Source organism: Roseivirga sp. E12 (assembly GCF_017592825.1).
Lineage (GTDB): Bacteria > Bacteroidota > Bacteroidia > Cytophagales > Cyclobacteriaceae > Roseivirga.
Genome location: NZ_JAGFMD010000007.1, coordinates 20,371 through 40,136 on the forward strand (window position 1 = coordinate 20,371; position 19,766 = coordinate 40,136).

The 19,766-nt window shown below is 41.8% G+C and carries 15 protein-coding genes; 5 read left to right on the forward strand and 10 right to left on the reverse strand.

The features are described 5' to 3' along the window. Positions 1 to 73: 73 nt before the first annotated feature. From J4E76_RS15065 to J4E76_RS15075, 3 genes are read right to left on the reverse strand one after another with little or no spacing between them, the layout of a single operon-like run. Positions 74 to 2,656, reverse strand: a complete 2,583-nt coding sequence (locus J4E76_RS15065; RefSeq protein WP_208505577.1) for an ABC transporter permease — start codon at positions 2,654 to 2,656, stop codon at positions 74 to 76. Between the two features lie 42 nt (positions 2,657 to 2,698). After that, complete coding sequence (locus J4E76_RS15070) at positions 2,699 to 5,344, reverse strand: ABC transporter permease (RefSeq protein WP_208505579.1); 2,646 nt, start codon at positions 5,342 to 5,344, stop codon at positions 2,699 to 2,701. Continuing rightward, on the reverse strand, positions 5,338 to 5,676 hold the full coding sequence (locus tag J4E76_RS15075; protein WP_208505581.1) for a PadR family transcriptional regulator: 339 nt from the start codon (positions 5,674 to 5,676) through the stop codon (positions 5,338 to 5,340). Before J4E76_RS15075 ends, J4E76_RS15070 begins: the two co-directional genes overlap by 7 nt. Positions 5,677 to 5,941: 265 nt before the next feature. Between J4E76_RS15075 and J4E76_RS15080 the strand changes: the two genes are divergently transcribed. Then, positions 5,942 to 6,604 carry a hypothetical protein gene (locus tag J4E76_RS15080; RefSeq protein ID WP_208505582.1) on the forward strand — a complete coding sequence of 221 codons (663 nt, stop codon included), beginning with the start codon at positions 5,942 to 5,944 and terminating at the stop codon, positions 6,602 to 6,604. Positions 6,605 to 6,673: 69 nt separating this feature from the next. Here the strand turns inward: J4E76_RS15080 and J4E76_RS15085 are convergent, their stop codons facing one another. The 5 genes from J4E76_RS15085 to J4E76_RS15105 form a co-directional block, all read right to left on the reverse strand. Further along, on the reverse strand, positions 6,674 to 9,283 hold the full coding sequence (locus tag J4E76_RS15085; protein WP_208505584.1) for an ABC transporter permease: 2,610 nt from the start codon (positions 9,281 to 9,283) through the stop codon (positions 6,674 to 6,676). Then, complete coding sequence (locus J4E76_RS15090; RefSeq protein ID WP_208505586.1) at positions 9,283 to 11,931, reverse strand: FtsX-like permease family protein; 2,649 nt, start codon at positions 11,929 to 11,931, stop codon at positions 9,283 to 9,285. Before J4E76_RS15090 ends, J4E76_RS15085 begins: the two co-directional genes overlap by 1 nt. Further along, entirely contained in the window at positions 11,921 to 12,268 is a 348-nt protein-coding gene (locus J4E76_RS15095; protein ID WP_208505588.1) for a PadR family transcriptional regulator, read from the reverse strand. Before J4E76_RS15095 ends, J4E76_RS15090 begins: the two co-directional genes overlap by 11 nt. A gap of 129 nt (positions 12,269 to 12,397) precedes the next feature. After that, on the reverse strand, positions 12,398 to 12,898 hold the full coding sequence (locus J4E76_RS15100) for a DinB family protein (protein ID WP_208505591.1): 501 nt from the start codon (positions 12,896 to 12,898) through the stop codon (positions 12,398 to 12,400). A gap of 88 nt (positions 12,899 to 12,986) precedes the next feature. Further along, positions 12,987 to 14,090, reverse strand: a complete 1,104-nt coding sequence (locus J4E76_RS15105; RefSeq protein ID WP_208505592.1) for a DNA replication/repair protein RecF — start codon at positions 14,088 to 14,090, stop codon at positions 12,987 to 12,989. A 90-nt stretch (positions 14,091 to 14,180) separates the two neighbouring features. Between J4E76_RS15105 and pdhA the strand changes: the two genes are divergently transcribed. The 4 genes from pdhA (at position 14,181) to J4E76_RS15125 (ending at position 17,831) form a co-directional block, all read left to right on the forward strand. Next, positions 14,181 to 15,212 carry a pyruvate dehydrogenase (acetyl-transferring) E1 component subunit alpha gene (gene pdhA, locus J4E76_RS15110; RefSeq protein WP_208505594.1) on the forward strand — a complete coding sequence of 344 codons (1,032 nt, stop codon included), beginning with the start codon at positions 14,181 to 14,183 and terminating at the stop codon, positions 15,210 to 15,212. Positions 15,213 to 15,269: 57 nt separating this feature from the next. Continuing rightward, on the forward strand, positions 15,270 to 15,959 hold the full coding sequence (locus J4E76_RS15115; protein ID WP_208505596.1) for a tol-pal system YbgF family protein: 690 nt from the start codon (positions 15,270 to 15,272) through the stop codon (positions 15,957 to 15,959). 64 nt (positions 15,960 to 16,023) lie between these two features. Next, positions 16,024 to 16,500 carry a 6,7-dimethyl-8-ribityllumazine synthase gene (gene ribH, locus J4E76_RS15120; protein WP_208505597.1) on the forward strand — a complete coding sequence of 159 codons (477 nt, stop codon included), beginning with the start codon at positions 16,024 to 16,026 and terminating at the stop codon, positions 16,498 to 16,500. 11 nt (positions 16,501 to 16,511) lie between these two features. Continuing rightward, the gene (locus J4E76_RS15125; RefSeq protein WP_208505599.1) at positions 16,512 to 17,831 is read left to right on the forward strand and encodes an aspartate kinase; all 1,320 of its coding nucleotides are present in this window, start codon (positions 16,512 to 16,514) and stop codon (positions 17,829 to 17,831) included. Position 17,832: 1 nt separating this feature from the next. Here the strand turns inward: J4E76_RS15125 and J4E76_RS15130 are convergent, their stop codons facing one another. After that, positions 17,833 to 18,882 carry a YCF48-related protein gene (locus J4E76_RS15130; RefSeq protein WP_208505601.1) on the reverse strand — a complete coding sequence of 350 codons (1,050 nt, stop codon included), beginning with the start codon at positions 18,880 to 18,882 and terminating at the stop codon, positions 17,833 to 17,835. Further along, positions 18,879 to 19,685: a hypothetical protein gene (locus J4E76_RS15135; protein ID WP_208505603.1), complete on the reverse strand. Its 807-nt coding sequence runs from the start codon at positions 19,683 to 19,685 to the stop codon at positions 18,879 to 18,881. Before J4E76_RS15135 ends, J4E76_RS15130 begins: the two co-directional genes overlap by 4 nt. Between the last annotated feature and the right edge of the window lie 81 nt (positions 19,686 to 19,766).

The following is a 19,766-nucleotide window of genomic DNA, read 5'->3' on the forward strand; positions in this document are numbered from 1 at the left end:
CTTTGATTTGAGTTTCGAGGTTACCCCCAAGACGAGCCCAATGGTCAATCATTACAATAAGATCTATTTACTCTCATTCATAGCGCAAGCTCTTCACCGGGTTGGCATAAGCAGCTTTCAGTGCATGATAACTCACCGTGAGAATGGTAATCAGTAATGAAATACTGGCCGCTAGGATAAAAACCGAGACCCCTATTTGTGTTCTATATTCGAAGGATTCGAGCCAGTTATTCATGAATGTATAGCCCAGGGGAGCTGCCAGTACAAAACCTATCCCGACTAAGAAAAGAAAGCCCTTTGACATCAGAAGGATCAGGTTAAAAATATTGGCTCCTAGAACCTTTCTTACCCCTATCTCCTTTATGCGCTGCTCAGCAGCGAAACTTGATAGGCCAAATAGACCGAGCAAGGATATGAAAACTGCTATGCCTGAAAAATAATCAGTCAAAATGCTTATGGTGGATTCGCTTTGGTAAAGCTGTTCATAGCTTTCGTCTACAAAACTGTAGTCAAAAGGATAATTCGGGTTGAGTTCAGTAACTAAACCCTCTAGGTACTCTAGACTCTCTGGAATGTTCTGACCAGTGATTCTCAAGGTCAGTGTAGAAGTAAAATTTGGACGATAGGAGATCAACATGGGTTCGATACTCTCATGTAGTGAGCTAAAGTGAAAGTCTTTGACGATGCCTATTACACGGCCGGTTCTGTTCCAAAAAGTAACCGGCACTGAAAACGGGTCTTCCAAGTTCATGATTTTGGCGGTCTGTTCATTGATGATCAGATTCATAGTGTCGGTGGCGAGGTTCTTATCAAAACCTCTTCCCTCAATAATTTCCATTCCATAGGTATCAGTGAAGTCAGCGTCCGATCTGATGATGTAAAAGTTGTTATCATGGTCACCTTCTTTTCCTTCCCAGGAATAACCGCCTGAAGTAGAACTCTCAATACCAATGGGCGTGCCTGACGAAAAGGAGGCATGTGTAAAATTTGGGTTGGATAGAATAGAGGTTTTTAATTGCTCGCGTATTGATTCGTTTTGGAGAACGCCCTCCACTGGTAAGGTTACAAGGTGCTCCTTCTCATAGCCGAGGTTCTTACCCTTTATGTAATCCATTTGGCTACGAATAATAAGCGTAGAAATGATTAGTACAGTAGAGATGGTAAACTGAAAAACCACCAAACCCTTCCGCATACCATTAGACCATCCTGAACTCTTAAATGATCCCTTTAAAACACTCAAGGCTTTAAAGCCAGATAGAACAAACGAAGGGTAAATGCCAGCTAAAATGCCTACCCCGAGACCAAGGGATACCAGCAAAAGAGATTGATCCCATTGGATAAGCGAAAAAGTCATTTCCTTTCCTACCAAATGATTAAGGGGTTGGATGACAATGGATATCAAGAATCCAGCTAAGAGGGTCGATATCAGAGCCAATAGTACCGACTCTAACATAAATTGAAACTGCAATTGACTTCTAGTAGAGCCTACCACCTTCTTAACACCGACTTCTTTGGCACGCTTGGTTGACCTTGCCGTAGAGAGATTCATGAAGTTGATTACGGCTATTAGTAGAATGAAAAAGGCGACTGCCGTAAAGAGCTTGACGTATGTAATTCTTCCACCGACAATGACTCCATTTTCATATTTGTTGTATAAATAGCGGTCTTTAAAAGGCTGAACAAAAATTCTTATTATAGATTCCTCATCGGGCATTTTGCCATCTACATAACCCTCTATCTTGGCATTAAAATCATGCATATCTACACCGGGCATGAGCTTCGCAAGGCCCCTGATGCCATTATTACCCCATTCCTCTACCCAATTATTTCTCACACGCCATGGTTCGTATGGCATAATAAAATCAAAATCAATGGTGGTTTCGCTAGGTACATCTTCGAAAACGCCTCCAACCTGATATTGTCCCCAGCCGTCAATCTCTATTGTCTGTGATAGTGCTGCTTGATTCCCAAATATTCGCTCCTTAAAACTTTTTGAAATGTAGACTTTGGTGGGGTCTGTTAGTGAATTCTCCTTTTGACCCTCTAGGAAATCAACATCAAAAATGTGGAAGAAATCTTCGCTGGCCCATCGACCTGTCTCCTTATAACCTTGACCATTTAATACGAAAAGCATTTCTTCTGGCCATGTAAATGCTGCCATGTATTCTACTTCTGGCATGTCACCCTTGAATGCGGTAACCAAAGGGCCAGGGTTGGATTCGTAGGAGTAAATTGCTCCTGGATACGTCTGATGTTCCATGACTTGATAAATATTATCAATGTCTTTATGGAATTGATTGACAGACTTTTCGGACTGCACATATAGGAGTAGAAGCATACTGGCGGCAATGCCTACAGTGAGCCCCATTATATTCATGACTGAATAACCACGCTCTTTCCAAAAGATCCGCAATGCTGTTTTAAATATGTTTTTGACCATAGCTGTATAGATTGTTTGTCTAGTGTTGAGGTGCTTTCGTAGTAGCGAAAGTCGAAAGAGCAGTATGACATCAACCAAAAATTTGGCCTCGGCATAGCGCTTTCCTTTCCTCAAAAAATTTGATTCATAGTATTCATCCAGATCTCCAAGAATGTCTTCTTGAAAGTCAGGATGACAGTATCCTCTGAATAGCCAAAGGGCAAATCGTTTTAACATGGTGTTGTTAGAGACGAAGTGGGATGCTTTTTATAACGGGGATTACTCATACCTCAAATTGTCTATAGGGTTTTTCTTAGCGGCTTTGAATGACTGAAAGCCTACCGTTAGCATAGCCACTATTAATACAATGGATACACCTATAAAAAAGAACATGGGGTTCAGAGTTATTGCTTCAGGATAGTCTATCAGCCAATCATTTAGATACCACCAAACGATTGGTATGGCGATTACCGAGGAGATTAGGATTAGGCCGGTAAAATTGCTGAACAGCAACCTAAGTAGTGTCTGAGTAGAGGCACCAAGCACTTTACGAATCCCGATTTCTTTTTTTCGTTGCTCTGTAATAAAGGCAGCTAGGCCAAATAAGCCTAAGCAGGCAATGATAATGGCAAGGGCAGCAAAAATTGCGAAGATGGTCTTATCTCTATTCTGATCACGGAACGAGGACTCAAATATCTGATCCAGGAATGAATACTCGAAAGGCCGTCCCTCAGCAAATTTATTCCAGATGTTCTCCACACTGCTAATCACCTCACCAGCAGCTTCTTTGTTAAACTTCACATTTACGGCACCTGTGCTTCTTTCTAATAATAGTGCATGAGGTTGAATAGATTCTGTCATGGATTTAAATTGAAAATCTCTCATGACTCCGATAATCGTAAAGGTCTGTGCTGTATTGCCAGCTATACCCGCCAGTGTCTTCACTTTTTTGCCGATTGGGTCTTCTGAATACCCAAATCTTCTCAAGGCAGTCTCGTTGACGACTAATGCAGTGCTGTCACTTGCGAATTCTTCAGAGAAGAAGCGCCCCTGAACTAATTCAATATCAAATGTTTCGATATAGTCATAGTCCACAGACCAATGTTGAATAGCCACACCATCTTCAGGTGATGTTGCGTCTTCTCTTAAAAGAGGAGTGTCGCTATTAATATTTGTGCCTGGTATGTAGCCACTGATAGAGACGCTTTCAATAATGGCCTCCTTCTCCAATTCATTCTTAAAGACTTCTATCTGATTGCCCAATAATTGGGTTTCGTTAATGATAAGAATTTGGTCCTTGTTGAACCCTAGTTTTTTTGATTGCAGATAGTCGAGTTGACTGTAGATGACGATTGAAGCAATGATCAGAAAAATGGAAGTTGCGAACTGGATCACAACTAGAATATTCCTCATCCAAGTAGATCCTTTACCACTCGTTAGCTCCCCTTTGATTACTTTGATTGGTCTGAAGCTAGAAAGGATAAATGCCGGGTAAATGCCTGCTAGAATTCCTATAATAACGGTACCTATCAAGAGGGAGAGCCACAAACCATTGGTTCCAAAAATTGGGTCGACTATAGACTTGCCTGTCAACTGGTTAAACCCGGGTAGAATCAGATAAACCATACCCACAGCTAATATCAATGCTAAACCCGCGTTGATGATTGACTCCGTTAAGAACTGGCTGATAAGCTGTTTGCGAAGTGAACCGAGTACTTTTCTTACGCCCACCTCTTTGGCTCGAACAGAAGCTCGAGCGGTAGACATATTCATAAAGTTTATGCAGGCGATCAATAGTATGAAAAGCCCAATAATACTGAACATGTAAACCTGACTGATGGTCCCTGTTTCGCCCAATTCAAAGTCGAGTTTTGAGTGCAGGTGTATGCTTTCCAAGGGCTGTAAATAATAGTTGATTGACAGACCACCACTTGCCACGGCATCCTTATAACTCACGTTCATAAGTCGCTTTACTTGAGGACCAATATGTCTTTCAATAAACTCTGGGAGTTTTGCTTCCATGGATTCCTTTGTATGCCCTTCAGCCAGCTTTAAGTAAGTAATGAAGTTGTTGCTGAGCCAGATGTTTTGTGAGGCACTTCGATCATTCAGGGTTGTTATGAACATGTCATAATCGAAGTGCGTGTTTTCAGGAATGTCCTTAATGACTCCTGTTACTTTAAGGTCGAATTGTTCATTATACTTGATGATTTGGCCGATTGGATCTTTTTCTCCAAAAAGTTTCTTGGCAGTACTTTCTTCAAGAACAGTCGTGTTGGGCTCATCTAGAAGGTGTTCTTTATCTCCTCGAAGCAATTGGAAATCAAAAACATCAAAAAATGATTGATCGGCATAAGTAACTCCACTTTGTCTAAAAAATTTAGAATCCACCTCGACTAGGTTGGTTGAATTATTATGTGTTCTAGCCGCAAACTCAATTTCAGGGAAGTCTTCTTTGAGTGCTTTTGCCATTGGGTCTGGAGCCGCTGGAATATTAAAGAGGTTGTCAGCATATTTGATATGCGTTGCTATCCTATAAATTCTTTCGGAGTCATTGATGTGTTTGTCAAAGCTGAGTTCATTTTGAACGTATATAGCAATGAATACACAGACCGTCATACTGATAGCCAAGCCTGCTAGGTTGAGCAATGAATAGAATTTATGACGCATCATGCTCCTATACGCCATTTTTAAATTGTTTTTGACCATGGTTGTATAAATTATATTTTGAGTAAGTAAGTTGTCTTTGAGTAGTGAGAGCCTGAATAGGAGGATCGCATCAACAAGGAATTTCCGATCGGCATATTTGGAACCCTTTTCCTCCGAATTCCACTCGTAATATTCTTCGAGGTCTCCAAGAATGTCTTCCTGGAAATCAGGATGGCAGTAACTCTTAAAAATCCAAAGACCAAGTCTTTTTAGCATAGCTTGAAATCAAACGCTATATCCGGAATTTGATTCCAGAGTTCGAGACGCGTTTGAATGTTGTGGTCAAGCGCGTTTTTGCCGTGAGCAGTTATTTTGAAGTATCGCTTTCTTTTGCCACCACGAGCTTTGGTTGATTCACCTAATTCAGAGGTCAGAAACCCCTTGTCTTCCATGCGTCTAAGGGCAGATTGCAATGCCCCGACAGAAACTTTACGGTTATGGCGTTCTTCGATCTCTTCTTTAATGGCAACACCATAAGCCTCACCATAGAGTACTCCAACCGTAAGCAAGACGAGTTCTTCGAACTCTCCTAACTGATATTTTTTCATTACAAGTAGAATTTAATTCCTAAATGTAGTTTTTAAAAACAGAAAGTCAAATTAAAAATTCCTAAATGTAGTTTTAATTAGAAAATGAGGACATTCACTTATCTCATTATCCTGTGTTTTTGTACCATTGTGTAGAATAAGAACCACGTTCCCTAAGATTTATTAATTGAATATATTCCTTCAAGTTGGATATATTTATTGGATGACAACATCTATAGACCATCCACCCAGAAGAAGTTTTTACTTAATGTCAATTATATTGTTAATGGCTTTTATCAGTCCACTCTATGCTTTTCAAAGCTCAGTTGAAGAAAAGGGTACTAGTTATTTTGAAGGAAGACTTAAGGTTAATCATTCGAATGGCGGTCGCCTTCATATGGTCTCAGAGATGTTGTTTCAAGGAGATCAGTTTAGGATAAAGTTTGTCAATCCTTTATTCGCTAATGAAAGAGGTTTTGAAATACCAGAAGTAGTGTTCAACACTAAGAGCCTAAAGCGTGCAAGAATTAACTTAGGGGGATCAACTGTTGAGTATTTAGCTCAGCAACCAGTTACTGAAAACAATAAGTCGGATGTAGAAATTACAGACGAATGGAAAGATTTTTTAGGTTATAGGTGTAGAAAATACATTGTGACAAAGGAGAATGCCAATTTTGCCATCAAGGAAACCTTTGTTCTGTGGGTGACGGATGAGATAAAAATTAACAATCTCAGCTCCTTTTCACTTTTTTCTGGCTGGGAGACTTATCTCTCTTATGCCCATGAGTTAGATGATGGTTTGGTGTTAAGGAGAGAGCTATTGAACGAAAGAGGAAAAATTGAGGCATTGGTAGAGGTTACTGAAATAATACTAGCAGAAATTGATCCGATTGAATTTAAGATACCCACTGAGGCAGAGGGTTATCAAATCATAGGCAGTGGCGGTTAAGTCAATAGCCCATAACAGGAAATAACCCACTCATAATATCGAAAGGGTTATTCCTTGGCCTGTCAATGATCATTCAGCTCTAAGGCTCTTGACAGGGTTAGATACTGCAGCTCGGACTGATTGCGCACCGACTGTAACCCATGCTACAAGTAATGTTGAGCCAGCGGCTACCACAAAGAGGAATACACTTAAGGAAGTTCTATAGGCAAAGCCATCAAGCCAATTTTGCATAATGAAGTAGGCAATAGGGCCTGCGATCAGATTAGCGATAAGCACTAAGACAATAAACTTCTTTATAATCTGGTTTGATACTCCAGAGACGGATCCTCCGAGCACCTTTCGAATAGCGATTTCTTTTCTCTTGTCCTTGATAGTCATATTAGCGATGGAGAACATGCCTATTGCTGCAATGAACAATGCCAAAACGGTGAGATAAAGAAGAATACTTGATAGTCTACTCTCCTGGGCATATAAATCGGAGAAAGTCTGGTCCAAGAAGAAGTATTCTAAAGGCGCACCGTTACTGACTTCTGACCAAGTAGCCTCTATTGCTCTCAAGGTTTCGGAGACATTCTCTGTAGAAATTTTAACGTTCAGATAATCCATTGGCTCTTGTCTATAGAAGAAGGCAAAAGGCTTAATGGAAGATTTGTAATCTGTGAAATGAAAGTCTTTAACCACTCCAATTATTTTTCCGTTTCTGGTGGTTGAGTCATTTTGACGTGCCATTGGAATTTCTTTTTCCAAGTCTTCAAGGCTAATCCCCAACTCCGTGAATGCGGTTTCATTAATTATCATTGTGAGGCCTTCAGTATCCGTTGGCCTTTCTTTGGAAAAGTTTCTCCCAGCAATCAGCTCAAAGTCCATGGCTTCGACAAAGTCGGGGTCGATCACTACATAGTTCATCGTAAACTGATCAGGATAACCAATGCCAGTTGTCCAGTTAAGACCACCTACTATGCCATTCGAAATACCGGCTTGAGCGACAGATGGGATTTTAGTAAGTTCATTTTTTAGAACATCTTGGTTGGCCACACTTTCGGCATTTTCAATGACCAATACTTGGTCTGGACCAAAACCCTTGTCCTTATTTTTCACGTGCTGTAGCTGCTGGTAGACAGCAATAGTACCAAAGATCATGAAGGCTGAAATTGCGAACTGTACCACTAGAAGCACCTTTCTAAGACCCAGAACTGATTTCCCTGAATTTTTAAAAATCCCCTTTACTGCATTGGCCGCCTTAAAGGATGACAGGTGCAAGGCAGGGTATAGTCCAGCGATCAATCCAATTGCAATAATCATAGCTGCAATAATCAAGAAGACGATTGTGTTTTCCGGTTGAAGTAGTGAGACCTCTTTACCAAGTATATCGCTGAGATTGACGAATAGAAATTCAGAGAAAAGGCTGCCCAGCACCAAAGCAATGATTGTAACCAAAAGCGTCTCGACAATAAACTGGCCAACAAGTGCCTGTCTGTGTGCGCCAAAAACCTTTCTTACACCAACCTCTTTAAAACGCCTGAGGGAACCAGCGACTGTAAGATTCAAATAATTCAAACAAGAAATTAGGAGTACAAAAATGCCGAGCGCAGCGAAGATATAAATGTTGTTAATGTCTCCATTCGCCTCTAATTCCCATTTTAGATTTGACCTTAGGTGGATGTCGGTAATGGGTTGTGAATAAATGATATTATAGAATTCTGCAGGTCTTAGGTTTGATTCATAAAATGGTTGTAGTCTAGTCTCCATGTTCTGAATGTCTGCTTGAGCCACCAGTTTCATGTAGGTGTAATAGTTAAACCAACCCCAGTTTTGATCAATATTGTCAGAAGTAATTCTGCTGAGAAAGTCGAACTTGAAATGGGAATTGCCAGGCACATCTTCGAGGACCGCTGAGATGTTTAACACTCTGTTTTCTGAGGCGTAGATGGTGAGCGATTCACCAATCACATCTTCACGCCCGAAATACTTTTGGGCCATACTCTTTGTGATGACTATTTGACTCGGGTCATCGAGGGCTCCGTCTGCTTGACCGTAAAGCACTTTGAAATCGAAAACATCAAAGAAAGTGGAGTCAGTTCTCAAAAATCTTTCTTCGTAGAATTTACTCTCCTCATTCGCTCCTATTAGGAATTTGGAGCCCCAGCTCGGGTATAGTCTGACAGAAGATTCAACCTCGGGAAACTCACTCTTTAAGGCCGGAGCGAGTGCAGGAGGTGTAGTGGCATCAGGCAACCTTCGTCCAGTCCCGTCTACAAAATCGATAGCGACTCGATAAATTCGGTCAGAATCTTGATGGAATTTATCATAGGAGAGTTCGCCTTTCAGATAAATGAAAATGAAAATAAAGCAGGCAATGCCTACGCCCAGGCTAGCTACATTGATACCTGTGCTGCCTTTATGCTTTAGGACATTGCGCCAAGCAAATTTTATGTGACTTCTATACATGGTAATGAAATTTGAGTTTTGACTTATTCTTTTGAGTGCAAATGGACGTAAGAAATGGAAGGCATGGAACCAATAGTAGATATTGGCTTTCCATTTGGGATTCTTTGACCTCAAGGTTTGATAGTGCTCAAAAAGATCCCCTTCAATTTCTTCCAGCAGTTCGTCTTTGCAGATTCTATTGAGAAGAGAGCTGACCAAGCGTGGTGTTGAATATGTTTTTGGAAGTGACATTATTCGTTTCTCAAGGCATCAGCCGGATTGCTTCTGATGGTCCTGATAGATATGCCACTGATTGTCACAAAGATTAATGCCAAGGCTGCTCCTGCCGTAAGGATGAATACAAATGGGTTGATTATATTCTGGTATGTAAAATTATCGAGCCAACGGTTCATAAAAATATAGGCAGCCGGTATAGCCACAAGGCTGGCAACGCTCCCAATAATGATGTATCGGATGTTGATGAGTAAAAGAATTTGCTTACCTGTTGCTCCAAGTATTTTGCGAATTCCAATTTCTTTAATGCGCTGTTTAATGGCTATTGACACTATGCCTATGAGACCTGCAATGGCTAGGAAAATTGATATGCCGGAGAGTAAGGATGTTAATACCAAGGTCCTAGATTCCTCTTGATAAAGAGCCGCTATTTCATCATCCAAGAACCTATAGACAAAGTCAGTTTGAGGATATATCTCCTTATATGCCTCTTCCAGTTTAGGCAGTGTACTACTCAGGTTTTGAGCATCAATGTTAGCAACTACATAGTTGAAACCTCTTGGCCTGCTCATCATGATTAGAGGTCTAATTGGTACGTGCAACGATTTGTAATGGAAGTCTTTGACTACCCCTACAATTTGACCCTTGACGAGATTTTCATTGTCAACCCAAAAAAGGTTTTTGCCAACAGGGTTTTCCAAGTTCAAATCTCTGGCAGCGCTTTCATTGATTAGAAAAGAAACGCCTGCAGAATCTGCCGCCATCGTTTCATCAAGCATTCTGCCAGCAACAAGCTCTATGCCTAATACTTCCATGGCATCATCATCTATGAAGGCTTCGGCTGCATCAATTGTTAAAGACGGATTTTCTTCAGTGTAAATTGGGTGTTGGTTGAACTGACCGCCAGGGACATTGGAGACGGCTGCAACCGATGTAACTCCCGCGGCTTGACTGAAAGATGTCTTCAGAAGTTCAGACCTGTTTTCATAATTAGACAGGTCAATTATAACGAGGTTCTCCTGCTTGAAGCCCAGGTCCTTTTGTTTCAAAAACCTTATCTGGCCATTGATAATTAGGCTGCCGCTGACCATCACAATGGCCGCTACAAGCTGTACTCCCAATAAACTGTTTCTGATGGCCGCACCTCCAACTTTCTTTTTAGATGTGCCTTGTAAAATCCGGCCCGGATCTAGGGAGTTTAGATAGAAAGAAGGATAGGCTGCTGCAAGAACCGCAGTCAGAACAGTGGCACTAATCATAAAGATCATCGGGGACGTTTGCCAGACATGATCAGCGACAATGTTACCATTTACCAATTGGTTAAATGGGTGTTCTAGGCCATAAATGGCAAAGATTGCCAAGGCCATTGATCCAAAAGAGATAATGAGAGATTCGAAAAGAAACTGCGCCAAGAGTTGCTTCCTTTGAGCTCCCAATGTTTTCTTAACTCCGACTTCTTTAAGCCTTTCAGCAGAACGAGCGGTACTGAGATTTACAAAATTAATGATGGATATCAGAAGTATAAATAGACCGGAGATACCGTAAATAAGAAGATATGAAAAACTGCTATTTGACTCTAGCTCCCATCGCAAATTAGAATGTAAATGAATATCATGGATCGGCTGAAGTTCAAAACGTAGCTCGCCTGCTCTAAGTCGCTCTAGCCCCTCCTCAGACCAATCTAAATAGCCCTCTACCCAATTTGGTATTCTGGCTTGCAATCCTTTCGCATCACTTTCGGGTCGAAGCTTGACGTAGTTGAAGTGTCCAAAATCCGCCCACGACATCCAAGGATCATTGAAGTTGAGTGATTTAAGAGATACATAAGAAATCAGAAAGTTGAAGTGAAAATGCGAAGTGATTGGTGCATCTTCTACAACACCTACCACCTCAAGCATGTCTATATTGACATCAAGGGAAAGCCGACTGCCGACTGCCGGTTTGTCTCCGAAATACCTTTCGGCCGTTGACTTGGACAATATCACGCCCCAGGGATTTTTGAGTGCTGTTTCTGGGTTGCCTTCTATAAACTTAAAATCAAAGACATCGAAAAAAGTACTATCCACGAAATAGCCATCGGGTTCATTGAAGCTGATGTTCTCTGCTTCAAGTGTCAGTTTGGTTGATTGTTTGGTCAGTCCGGCACCATAGATGGGGGACAAACTTACCGCAGCCTCGACTTCAGGAAGGTCTTGAACCATTGCCTGTGCCAGAGGATGGGGCGTTCTTGTTTGGGGATTCTCGCTCATCCATGCAATACGATAAATGTCTTCAGAATTCTTGTGAAAGCGATCGTAGGAGAGTTCTTGTTGAACATGCAGATAAATCAAACCACAGACCGTAAAAGCCAGAATAAGACCCAGTAGGTTAAAAGTGGTGTGCATTTTTTGACGCCACATATTGCGCATGGCGAATTTTAAATAGCTTCTATACATAATGATGATACTTGAGTGTTGACCGAGTTTTTTTATTGCGAATGGCCTGAGAAAATTGAACATGTGGAACCAATAGGCCAGATTGGCTTTCCACTTTGGCTTTTCAGCACGTTCAACCTGATAGTGCTCAAAAAGGTCACCTTCGATTTCCTCTAACAAGCTGTTTTTGCAAACAGCTCTTAAGAGTCGATCGGCTAGTGTGGGTGGGTTATATAGGTCTTTAGATGCCACCGAAATTCAATCCTTTAAGTGCGATTTCTGGGATTTGATTGAACAGACCATTTCTTAATTCATGGTTCTTTTCTAAGGCTCTTTTTCCAGTAGCAGTTATATTAAAGAGACGCTTACGCCTTCCGCCACGCTCATGGGTAGCTTCTGCCAGTTCTGATTTTAAGAAGCCTTTTTCTTGCAGTCTGCTAAGGGAAGAGTGCACTGCACCAATAGCTACCTTTCTTTTGGTTTGGCTGATAATTTCTTCACGAATGTTGAGGCCATAGGCTTCTGGATGCAAAACGCCTACTATGAGTAAAACCAGTTCCTCAAATTCGCCTAATTGAGTTCCTTTCATAATTCAAATTTCGTATTTGTAGAACAAACATATAAACAAAATCTACATTTACGAAATTTGATCATAAAAAAACGCCACTGCAATTCGAATATCGACTGCAATGGCGCTTTTAATAAGTGGTGTTATTGACTATCTGTAGTTTGGAGGAGCGATTCCTTTCATTCTTAAATAAGTTACAATCTGGCCTCTGTGATGAGCATTGTGGTCTAGATAAGACATCACACCAGCGGTGAAGGCATCGTTAGATTCATGGTCAATTATGAATGTGTTGATGGCATCAAACTGCTCGTTTGCCCATGTCACTAACTCCTCTTTCGTTTTTGAGTTTTCATCACCGGGGGCCCATTGTGCACCTGCACCTTGTTCGAGAGCCCTTCTGAAATAATCTATACTGTACACGATATGATAAGCCTGAGCCGCAAATGTACGCTGATCGTCATTTGGCTTGTAGTCATAGCTGTCTTCCGGCATTGCTTCCAGAACTTCAACGGTAAAGGCTTTTGAAGCATTAAGTCGGTTTTTCATCCAGTCATATCCGCCATCATCTGCAGATTTCATAGAGGTGAACAAAAGGGTAGCTGACAAAATGAGCGTTAACGCCACAGCTGATTGTTTTAAGGTAGTTTTCATGGTAGTTGTTTTTGTTGAACCTCAACTTTTTACGTGACAGTGGCCCCTTAGTTGTCCAAGGTCATAATATTCATTGTCAAAACCTGTCCTATGAAAGGACTTGCACCTGGCCCTGATCGATTGAAAAAAGCTTTACGTCTTGATTAATTTCTTCGAAAATACCGAGGGTCCGTTCAGGTCTGGCATCGGTCACAAAGATTTGACCGAAAGTTTCTGAAGCAACCATTTCAACGAGCTTGGTAATTCTAAAGTCGTCTAGTTTATCGAAAATGTCATCGAGCAAAAGCAGGGGCTTGATACCTTTCTTTTTATGCAGATAGTCGAAGTTCGCCAGTTTTAGAGCAATCAAATATGACTTCTGTTGCCCTTGAGATCCAAACTTTCGAATGGGCTTATGATCCATTAAGAAGGGAAAATCATCTTTGTGGATACCGATGTTGGTCCGTTTGAGGATGAGATCTTTTTTAAGACTTTCGTCAAATTTTGCTCTTATATCATCAGAGAAATGGGATTCATACTGAAGGTCAACTACCTCACTTTCTTCAGAAAGATTGGCATAATGTCCATTGACTAATTTTTGGAATGCTTTCAGAAATTTCTGGCGGGTTTTGAAGATTTCACTGCCCAGTTCAATCAGTTTTTCAGTAAAGGGCTGCAACTGGTCGGCATCGAAAAAGTCGCGTTCAGCAAATTGCTTTAGCAGACTATTTCTCTGCTTTAGGGCATGGTTGTATTGAATTAAAACCTGAAGGTATCGGCTGTCTGCTTGCGAAATTATAGCGTCAAAGAATTTGCGTCTGTCCTCACTTGTGCCTCGGATAACGTCTGTATCATTCGGGGCGATGAGCACGACCGGAAATTTGCCTACATGCTCGCTGGCTCGTTTGTAGGGCTTGTCATCAAGCTTAACGAGTTTCTTTTTCCCTAATTGAAGGCCACAAATCACCGTTCGAGATTTCTCTTCTAGTTCGAAATTCCCGCGAACCGAGAAAAAGGATTCATCGTGAAGTATGCATTGCTGATCCTGTGATTGAGAGGCACTTTTGGTAAAGGAGAGATAGAAAATGGCATCTAAGAGATTTGTTTTTCCGCTCCCATTTTTCCCCAAGAAACAATTGATTTCGCTTGAAAACTCAAGCTGAGCAGAAGGGTAATTTTTGAAATTGGATAGCCTTAACGATTCCAGGTGCATTAATTTCAAAGTTGAGGGTTTTTGTCTTATTTTCGCACTCCTGTTTTAATAAATGAAGATAAGAGGTTAATCCTCCGAAAATATAAGGCTATGGCTGCAACGAAAGGAACAAGCAAAGCAAAGGCGACTAAGAAGCCTAAATTTTCTAAAGACCAATACATGTTCTGGTTCGAGAATATGTTGTTTCAGAGAAGGTTTGAAGAAAAGGCAGGTCAGCTTTACGGACAACAAAAGATCAAAGGATTTTGCCATTTGTACATTGGACAAGAGGCATGTTCTAGTGGATCGGTTAGTGCTTTGAAAGAAGGGGATAAGTGGATAACTGCATATCGTGATCATGGTCAACCATTGGCTTTAGGTTCTGATCCTAAGAAAGTCATGGCCGAGTTAATGGCCAAGGCCACTGGTATTTCTAAGGGAAAAGGCGGATCCATGCACATGTTCGACAAAGAGAAAGGCTTTTTTGGCGGACATGGTATTGTAGGTGGTCAGGTGCCATTAGGTGCTGGTATTGCCTTTGCCGAAAAATATAACAAGACAGACAACTTGTGTATCTGCATGATGGGAGACGGTGCTGTAAGACAGGGAGCCTTCCATGAAGCCTTAAACATGGCAATGACCTGGAAACTACCAGTGATCTTTGTGATTGAGAACAATGGCTATGCCATGGGTACTTCCGTAGAGCGAACTTCTAACGTTAGAGAGCTCTATACATTGGGCGAGGCATTCGATATGCCATCAGCACCCGTAGATGCGATGAACCCAGAGAATGTTCATGTCGCAGTTGAAGAAGCCGCTGATCGGGCAAGAAGAGGTGACGGACCTACCTTGTTGGAGTTCAGAACTTATAGATATAAAGGACACTCTATGTCTGACCCTGCGAAATACAGGAGTAAAGAAGAAGTTGCTGAGTACAAAGACAGAGACCCAATTGAATTTGTAAGAGCTAAAATCTTGGATAACAAATGGGCATCTGCTGAAGATTTGAAGGCAATTGACGTGAAAATCAAGGCAGAAGTTGAAGAATGTGTGAAGTTTGGTGAGGAGTCGCCATACCCAGATCCTTCGGAAGCTTACAAAGATGTATATGTCCAAGACGACTATCCTTATATAATGGAGTAGGTTTTAAAGCCTTGTTATTCAACATTTTCTTTATATTTGCGACCTAATTTTCAAGAGATGGCGAAGAATAATTCTTCAGAGGAGACAAAAACCACCCAAAAATCAGCTAACACAGTTGAGCAATTCAAAAAAGAGGTGGGCCCTATTGGGTTTATTGGAGCGATTATAGGTTTAATCGTTTTGGTAGGAGCAGCTGCGATTTTCTTCCTTGACTACAAGAAAGATCAAAAGAACGACAGCGCTCAAAACGAGATTTTCCAAGCACAATACTATTACGAAAACGATAGTATCGAATCTGCACTTCTTGGTGATGGTAGAAGCTTAGGGTTTTTAGATATTATTGACATTTACAGTGGTACTGAAGTAGCAAACCTTGCACACTTCTATGCAGGCGCTGCTTACTTAAAGCAAAGAAATTATGCCGAGGCTATTGAGTATCTCGAGAAGTTCAGTACTTCAGAGGAGATTGTTCAGGCGAGAGCGAATAAGCTTTTGGGTGACGCTTACATGGAGCAAGGAAACTTTTCAACGGCTGCTAAAAACTATTTAGATGCGGCAGAAACAGTGGATGATGAATTTTTCGCTCCTGGATATTTGTTAAGCGCATCTTTGGCCTACGAAAAAGCTTCTGATCTTTCGGCAGCTATTAAGGCTTTGGATCAAATTATTGAAAAGTATAAGGAAGCTTCAGAGTACACTGAGGCCCGAAAACATAAGGCCCGACTAGAAGTCCTTGCCGGAAATTGATTTTAAAAGAAAATTGAATTAGAAGGTAAGGCGTAATGTCTTACCTTTTTTTGTTTATAGAACTATGGCATCAAGCGTAAAAAACCTCAGCGATTACACAAGTAAGAATGTTAAAGACATAAGCGAAAGCACTTTCGCGATAGTGGTGTCTGAATGGAATGAAGAAGTTACAGAAGCTCTTTATCAAGGTGCCTTTGAAACTTTGGTAAGCCATGGAGCCAAGAAGGCTAACATTGTGAGAAAGAGTGTGCCGGGAAGTTTCGAACTGTCTCTTGGTGCTCAATGGATGGCCAAGGAAGAAGCAATTGATGCAGTGATTTGTATTGGTTGTGTGGTTCAGGGCGAGACCAAACATTTCGATTTTATTTGTGATGCAGTGGCACATGGCATCACTAATGTGTCATTGAAGTATGATAAGCCGGTGATCTTTGGTGTACTCACACCGAACACCCAGAAACAGGCTCTAGATAGGGCAGGCGGAAAACATGGTAATAAGGGAGACGAGGCTGCCATTACCGCGATCAAAATGTTAGGCTTCTAATTAGGTAGACCATGCAAGTATTGAAGTTTGGCGGCACCTCTGTTGGGAGGCCTGACCGTATGAAATCTGTTGCAGAAATCATCACGCGTAATGATGAATCTAAGATTGTGGTGTTGTCGGCCCTTTCGGGAACGACCAATGCCTTAGTCGGTATTGGTGAATCGCTTGCAGCAGATGATAAAGGATCAGCGAAAGACAAAATTGATATGCTTCGAACCCATTACAATGGGTTTATTAAAGAGCTGTTAACTACAGAGGATAAGCAAGAAGAAGCGCAGGCAATCATTGAAGAGCATTTTGAGTTCTTTGGTATCACTTTGAAAATCTCTTTTAACGAGGCACTCAATAGAGATATTCTGGCTCAAGGAGAGCTGATGTCTACTAAACTTTTCACGTTATATCTACAAGAGTCAGGTATCAACGCGGCATTATTACCGGCACTGGAGTTTATGCGTACAAACGAGGAAGAAGAGCCTGACCTTGACCTCATTGCCGAAAGGTTGAAGGAAAAGCTTAAGGAGTATAAGGACGTCCCTTTACTGATTACTCAAGGTTACATCTGTAAGAATTATAAGGGAGAAATTGATAACCTACATCGAGGAGGGAGTGATTATACTGCCTCTTTGATTGGTGCTGCAGCGAGAGCAGATGAAATCCAGATTTGGACGGACATCGATGGTATGCACAACAATGACCCTCGGGTGGTGGATAAAACCTATCCGATCGCGGAGCTGTCCTTCGATGAAGCGGCTGAGTTGGCATACTTTGGAGCAAAAATTCTGCACCCAGCTTCCATTTGGCCAGCCCAGAAGTATGGAATTCCTGTAAAGCTTTTGAATACCATGCAGCCCGATGCCAAAGGCACGGTCATCAGCAAAACGACTATTTCTGCAGATGTAAAAGCCTTAGCAGCAAAAGATGGAATTACGGCCATTAAGGTCAAGTCGACACGTATGTTGCTGGCTTATGGTTTCTTGAGAAAGATCTTCGAGATTTTTGAAAAATACCGAACACCGATCGATATGATTACCACTTCAGAGGTAGCGGTTTCAGTTACGATTGACGAAGACGAAAACCTTGAGAAGATCACGGACGAGTTGAGTCAATTTGGCCAGGTAGAAATCGATAAGGATCAGACGATTATTTGTGTCGTTGGCAATTTCGTAGCTGAGCAAAAGGGAATTGTGAATAAGATTTTCGAATCACTAACGGATATTCCTATCCGAATGATCTCCTATGGTGGAAGCCGACATAATATCTCATTGCTTACCGACAGTGCCAATAAAGAACGGGCACTCAAGCGACTTAATGAGCACTTATTTGGGCTGTAATCTACTTGAAAACCAACTTCGCAACACTACCGCTTGGTCCTGAAGTCCAGGCTGATTTGCCTTGTTTGCTCACGGATACGGCATAATATTGTCCTTCCATTGGAGTATAAGCATCGTCTCCAACACGGTAGTAGTCACAGCTTTCGCGGCCAACAGCCAAGATGAGGGTTTCATCGAAGACAGCAATGCCAGATCTATAGCCGCTAGGGCTTAAGTCAGCCATCACGGGAAACCAGCTCTCTCCTTTATCAGTAGTATAGGCAGCATTTATTCTGGTGAGCGAGTCTCCACGATAGTCTCCGCCTACCATTAAGCCTTCTTCCTCACTTTTAAAGTCAATAGAGAAAATACCTTGGGTTGGTTCACCAGACTGGAGGGGGGTGATGGTTTTGGACCATGTTTCTCCTTTATCAAAAGAGTAGAAGAGACTGGCTTCTGGCCCACCTAAACCGATGTATACGTTACTTTCACCATTCGTCCTCAGGCAAGTTCCGCTTGCTGCGAAGCCTCCTTGGTTGGGTTTTGATACAGGTCTTTGTTCGAAAGGCAATTCATTCCATGTTTCACCACCATCCGAAGTTTTAAGGATCAGTAATCGACTATCAATAGCATCGCCAAAAGCAATACCCTCTTGGTCATTCCAGAAATCCATAGCATCGTAAAAAGTACCTTCTATATCACTGAAGTATTTCTGTTCCCAGGTTTGGCCACCATCGGTGGTCTTGAAGATGAGTGCAGGCAAGCCAGCACTAAGAACGATGGCCGTATTGGCATCAAAGCCTTCAACATCTCTGAAATCAATATTTTCCTGACCGGGAATGCTTACATCAGTCCAGGTTGCACCACCGTCAACCGTGCGAATGACTGTGCCACCACTGCCACTGGCCCAGGCTACTTGGTCCGATACGGCAGATAGCCCTCTAAGGCTGGCCTCAGTATTTGAAGTTTGTGGCTCCCAAGCAGGTGCTAATGCAACCTCCTTTTCTTCTTGCTTTTTGCTACTACAAGCAATTAGGAGAAGAACGATGGCTAGTGAAAAGAGCTTCTTCATTCTGAAGTTGCGGCTGGTTTAAGATCTGGTTTTGCAGGAGAGGTATAAACACTTTCTGGTAACTCATCAAAAACCATAATGTCTTCCATTTTACCTCGGCCTCTGCTGCCTGAAAGCATAATGTCTTCATATTTGGCGTACTCAATCCAAGGGTTTATGAATTGTGCCTTCTCTGTTGATGTGTTAGGATAATAAGCCCATTGGCTGACGAGCTTTGTTTCTTTGTCAACCCAGACGTAATACATGTTTTGAGGAGTTCTTCCAACACCCTCAAATGTTAGGTTCAGTTTATCCGCAACTCTACCGTCTTCGGTGGCTTCTTCTCCTACATACTTAAGCGTTACACCAGAATCTTTAAGCTTGTAAGGCATTACGAGCCAGTAGGAGTCATTGATCCAGATGCTTTTGCCTCTATTGACTAACACTTGCATTGAATCGGCACTGACTTGAACTTCGTCTCCACCACGGAACACTTTCCCTGTATCATTATTGATGTTAATCAAAAAGGTAGACTCACCGGAATCGATTCTAACATTGCCTGTCCACTTGTCCCAAATCAGCTCACGTCTACCGAAGAAGTTCCAGCAGATATGGCGCGTATCGTCCCATGCCTTTCTTCCGCCCATGGCTTCCATTACCTCATCTGCAATGGCGATGGCCTTAGCATCAGAGCCACTATTATTGAATCCTTCGGCAGCAGGGTTGCCATATACGGTCTCAGTATTGCTCTCAGTAGCGGTATTACAACCCACAAACCCAATGGTGATCATTGCCAGGAGAAAGAAGAAGTGCTTGATTTTCATAATGCTTGATTTTCGATCAAGTTAGGAAGATCCGCTTTACGGTTCAATCCATTGATCAGACTTTTGACTGTAACCTTATGC

Bases quoted from the DNA above. Each gene is read 5' to 3' on its own strand.
- J4E76_RS15065 (WP_208505577.1), bottom strand. From the start codon at position 2,656: ATGTTAAAACGATTTGCCCTTTGGCTATTCAGAGGATACTGTCATCCT.
- J4E76_RS15070 (WP_208505579.1), bottom strand. From the start codon at position 5,344: ATGCTAAAAAGACTTGGTCTTTGGATTTTTAAGAGTTACTGCCATCCT.
- J4E76_RS15075 (WP_208505581.1), bottom strand. From the start codon at position 5,676: ATGAAAAAATATCAGTTAGGAGAGTTCGAAGAACTCGTCTTGCTTACG.
- J4E76_RS15080 (WP_208505582.1), top strand. From the start codon at position 5,942: ATGGCTTTTATCAGTCCACTCTATGCTTTTCAAAGCTCAGTTGAAGAA.
- J4E76_RS15085 (WP_208505584.1), bottom strand. From the start codon at position 9,283: ATGTCACTTCCAAAAACATATTCAACACCACGCTTGGTCAGCTCTCTT.
- J4E76_RS15095 (WP_208505588.1), bottom strand. From the start codon at position 12,268: ATGAAAGGAACTCAATTAGGCGAATTTGAGGAACTGGTTTTACTCATA.
- J4E76_RS15100 (WP_208505591.1), bottom strand. From the start codon at position 12,898: ATGAAAACTACCTTAAAACAATCAGCTGTGGCGTTAACGCTCATTTTG.
- J4E76_RS15105 (WP_208505592.1), bottom strand. From the start codon at position 14,090: ATGCACCTGGAATCGTTAAGGCTATCCAATTTCAAAAATTACCCTTCT.
- pdhA (WP_208505594.1), top strand. From the start codon at position 14,181: ATGGCTGCAACGAAAGGAACAAGCAAAGCAAAGGCGACTAAGAAGCCT.
- J4E76_RS15115 (WP_208505596.1), top strand. From the start codon at position 15,270: ATGGCGAAGAATAATTCTTCAGAGGAGACAAAAACCACCCAAAAATCA.
- ribH (WP_208505597.1), top strand. From the start codon at position 16,024: ATGGCATCAAGCGTAAAAAACCTCAGCGATTACACAAGTAAGAATGTT.
- J4E76_RS15125 (WP_208505599.1), top strand. From the start codon at position 16,512: ATGCAAGTATTGAAGTTTGGCGGCACCTCTGTTGGGAGGCCTGACCGT.
- J4E76_RS15130 (WP_208505601.1), bottom strand. From the start codon at position 18,882: ATGAAGAAGCTCTTTTCACTAGCCATCGTTCTTCTCCTAATTGCTTGT.
- J4E76_RS15135 (WP_208505603.1), bottom strand. From the start codon at position 19,685: ATGAAAATCAAGCACTTCTTCTTTCTCCTGGCAATGATCACCATTGGG.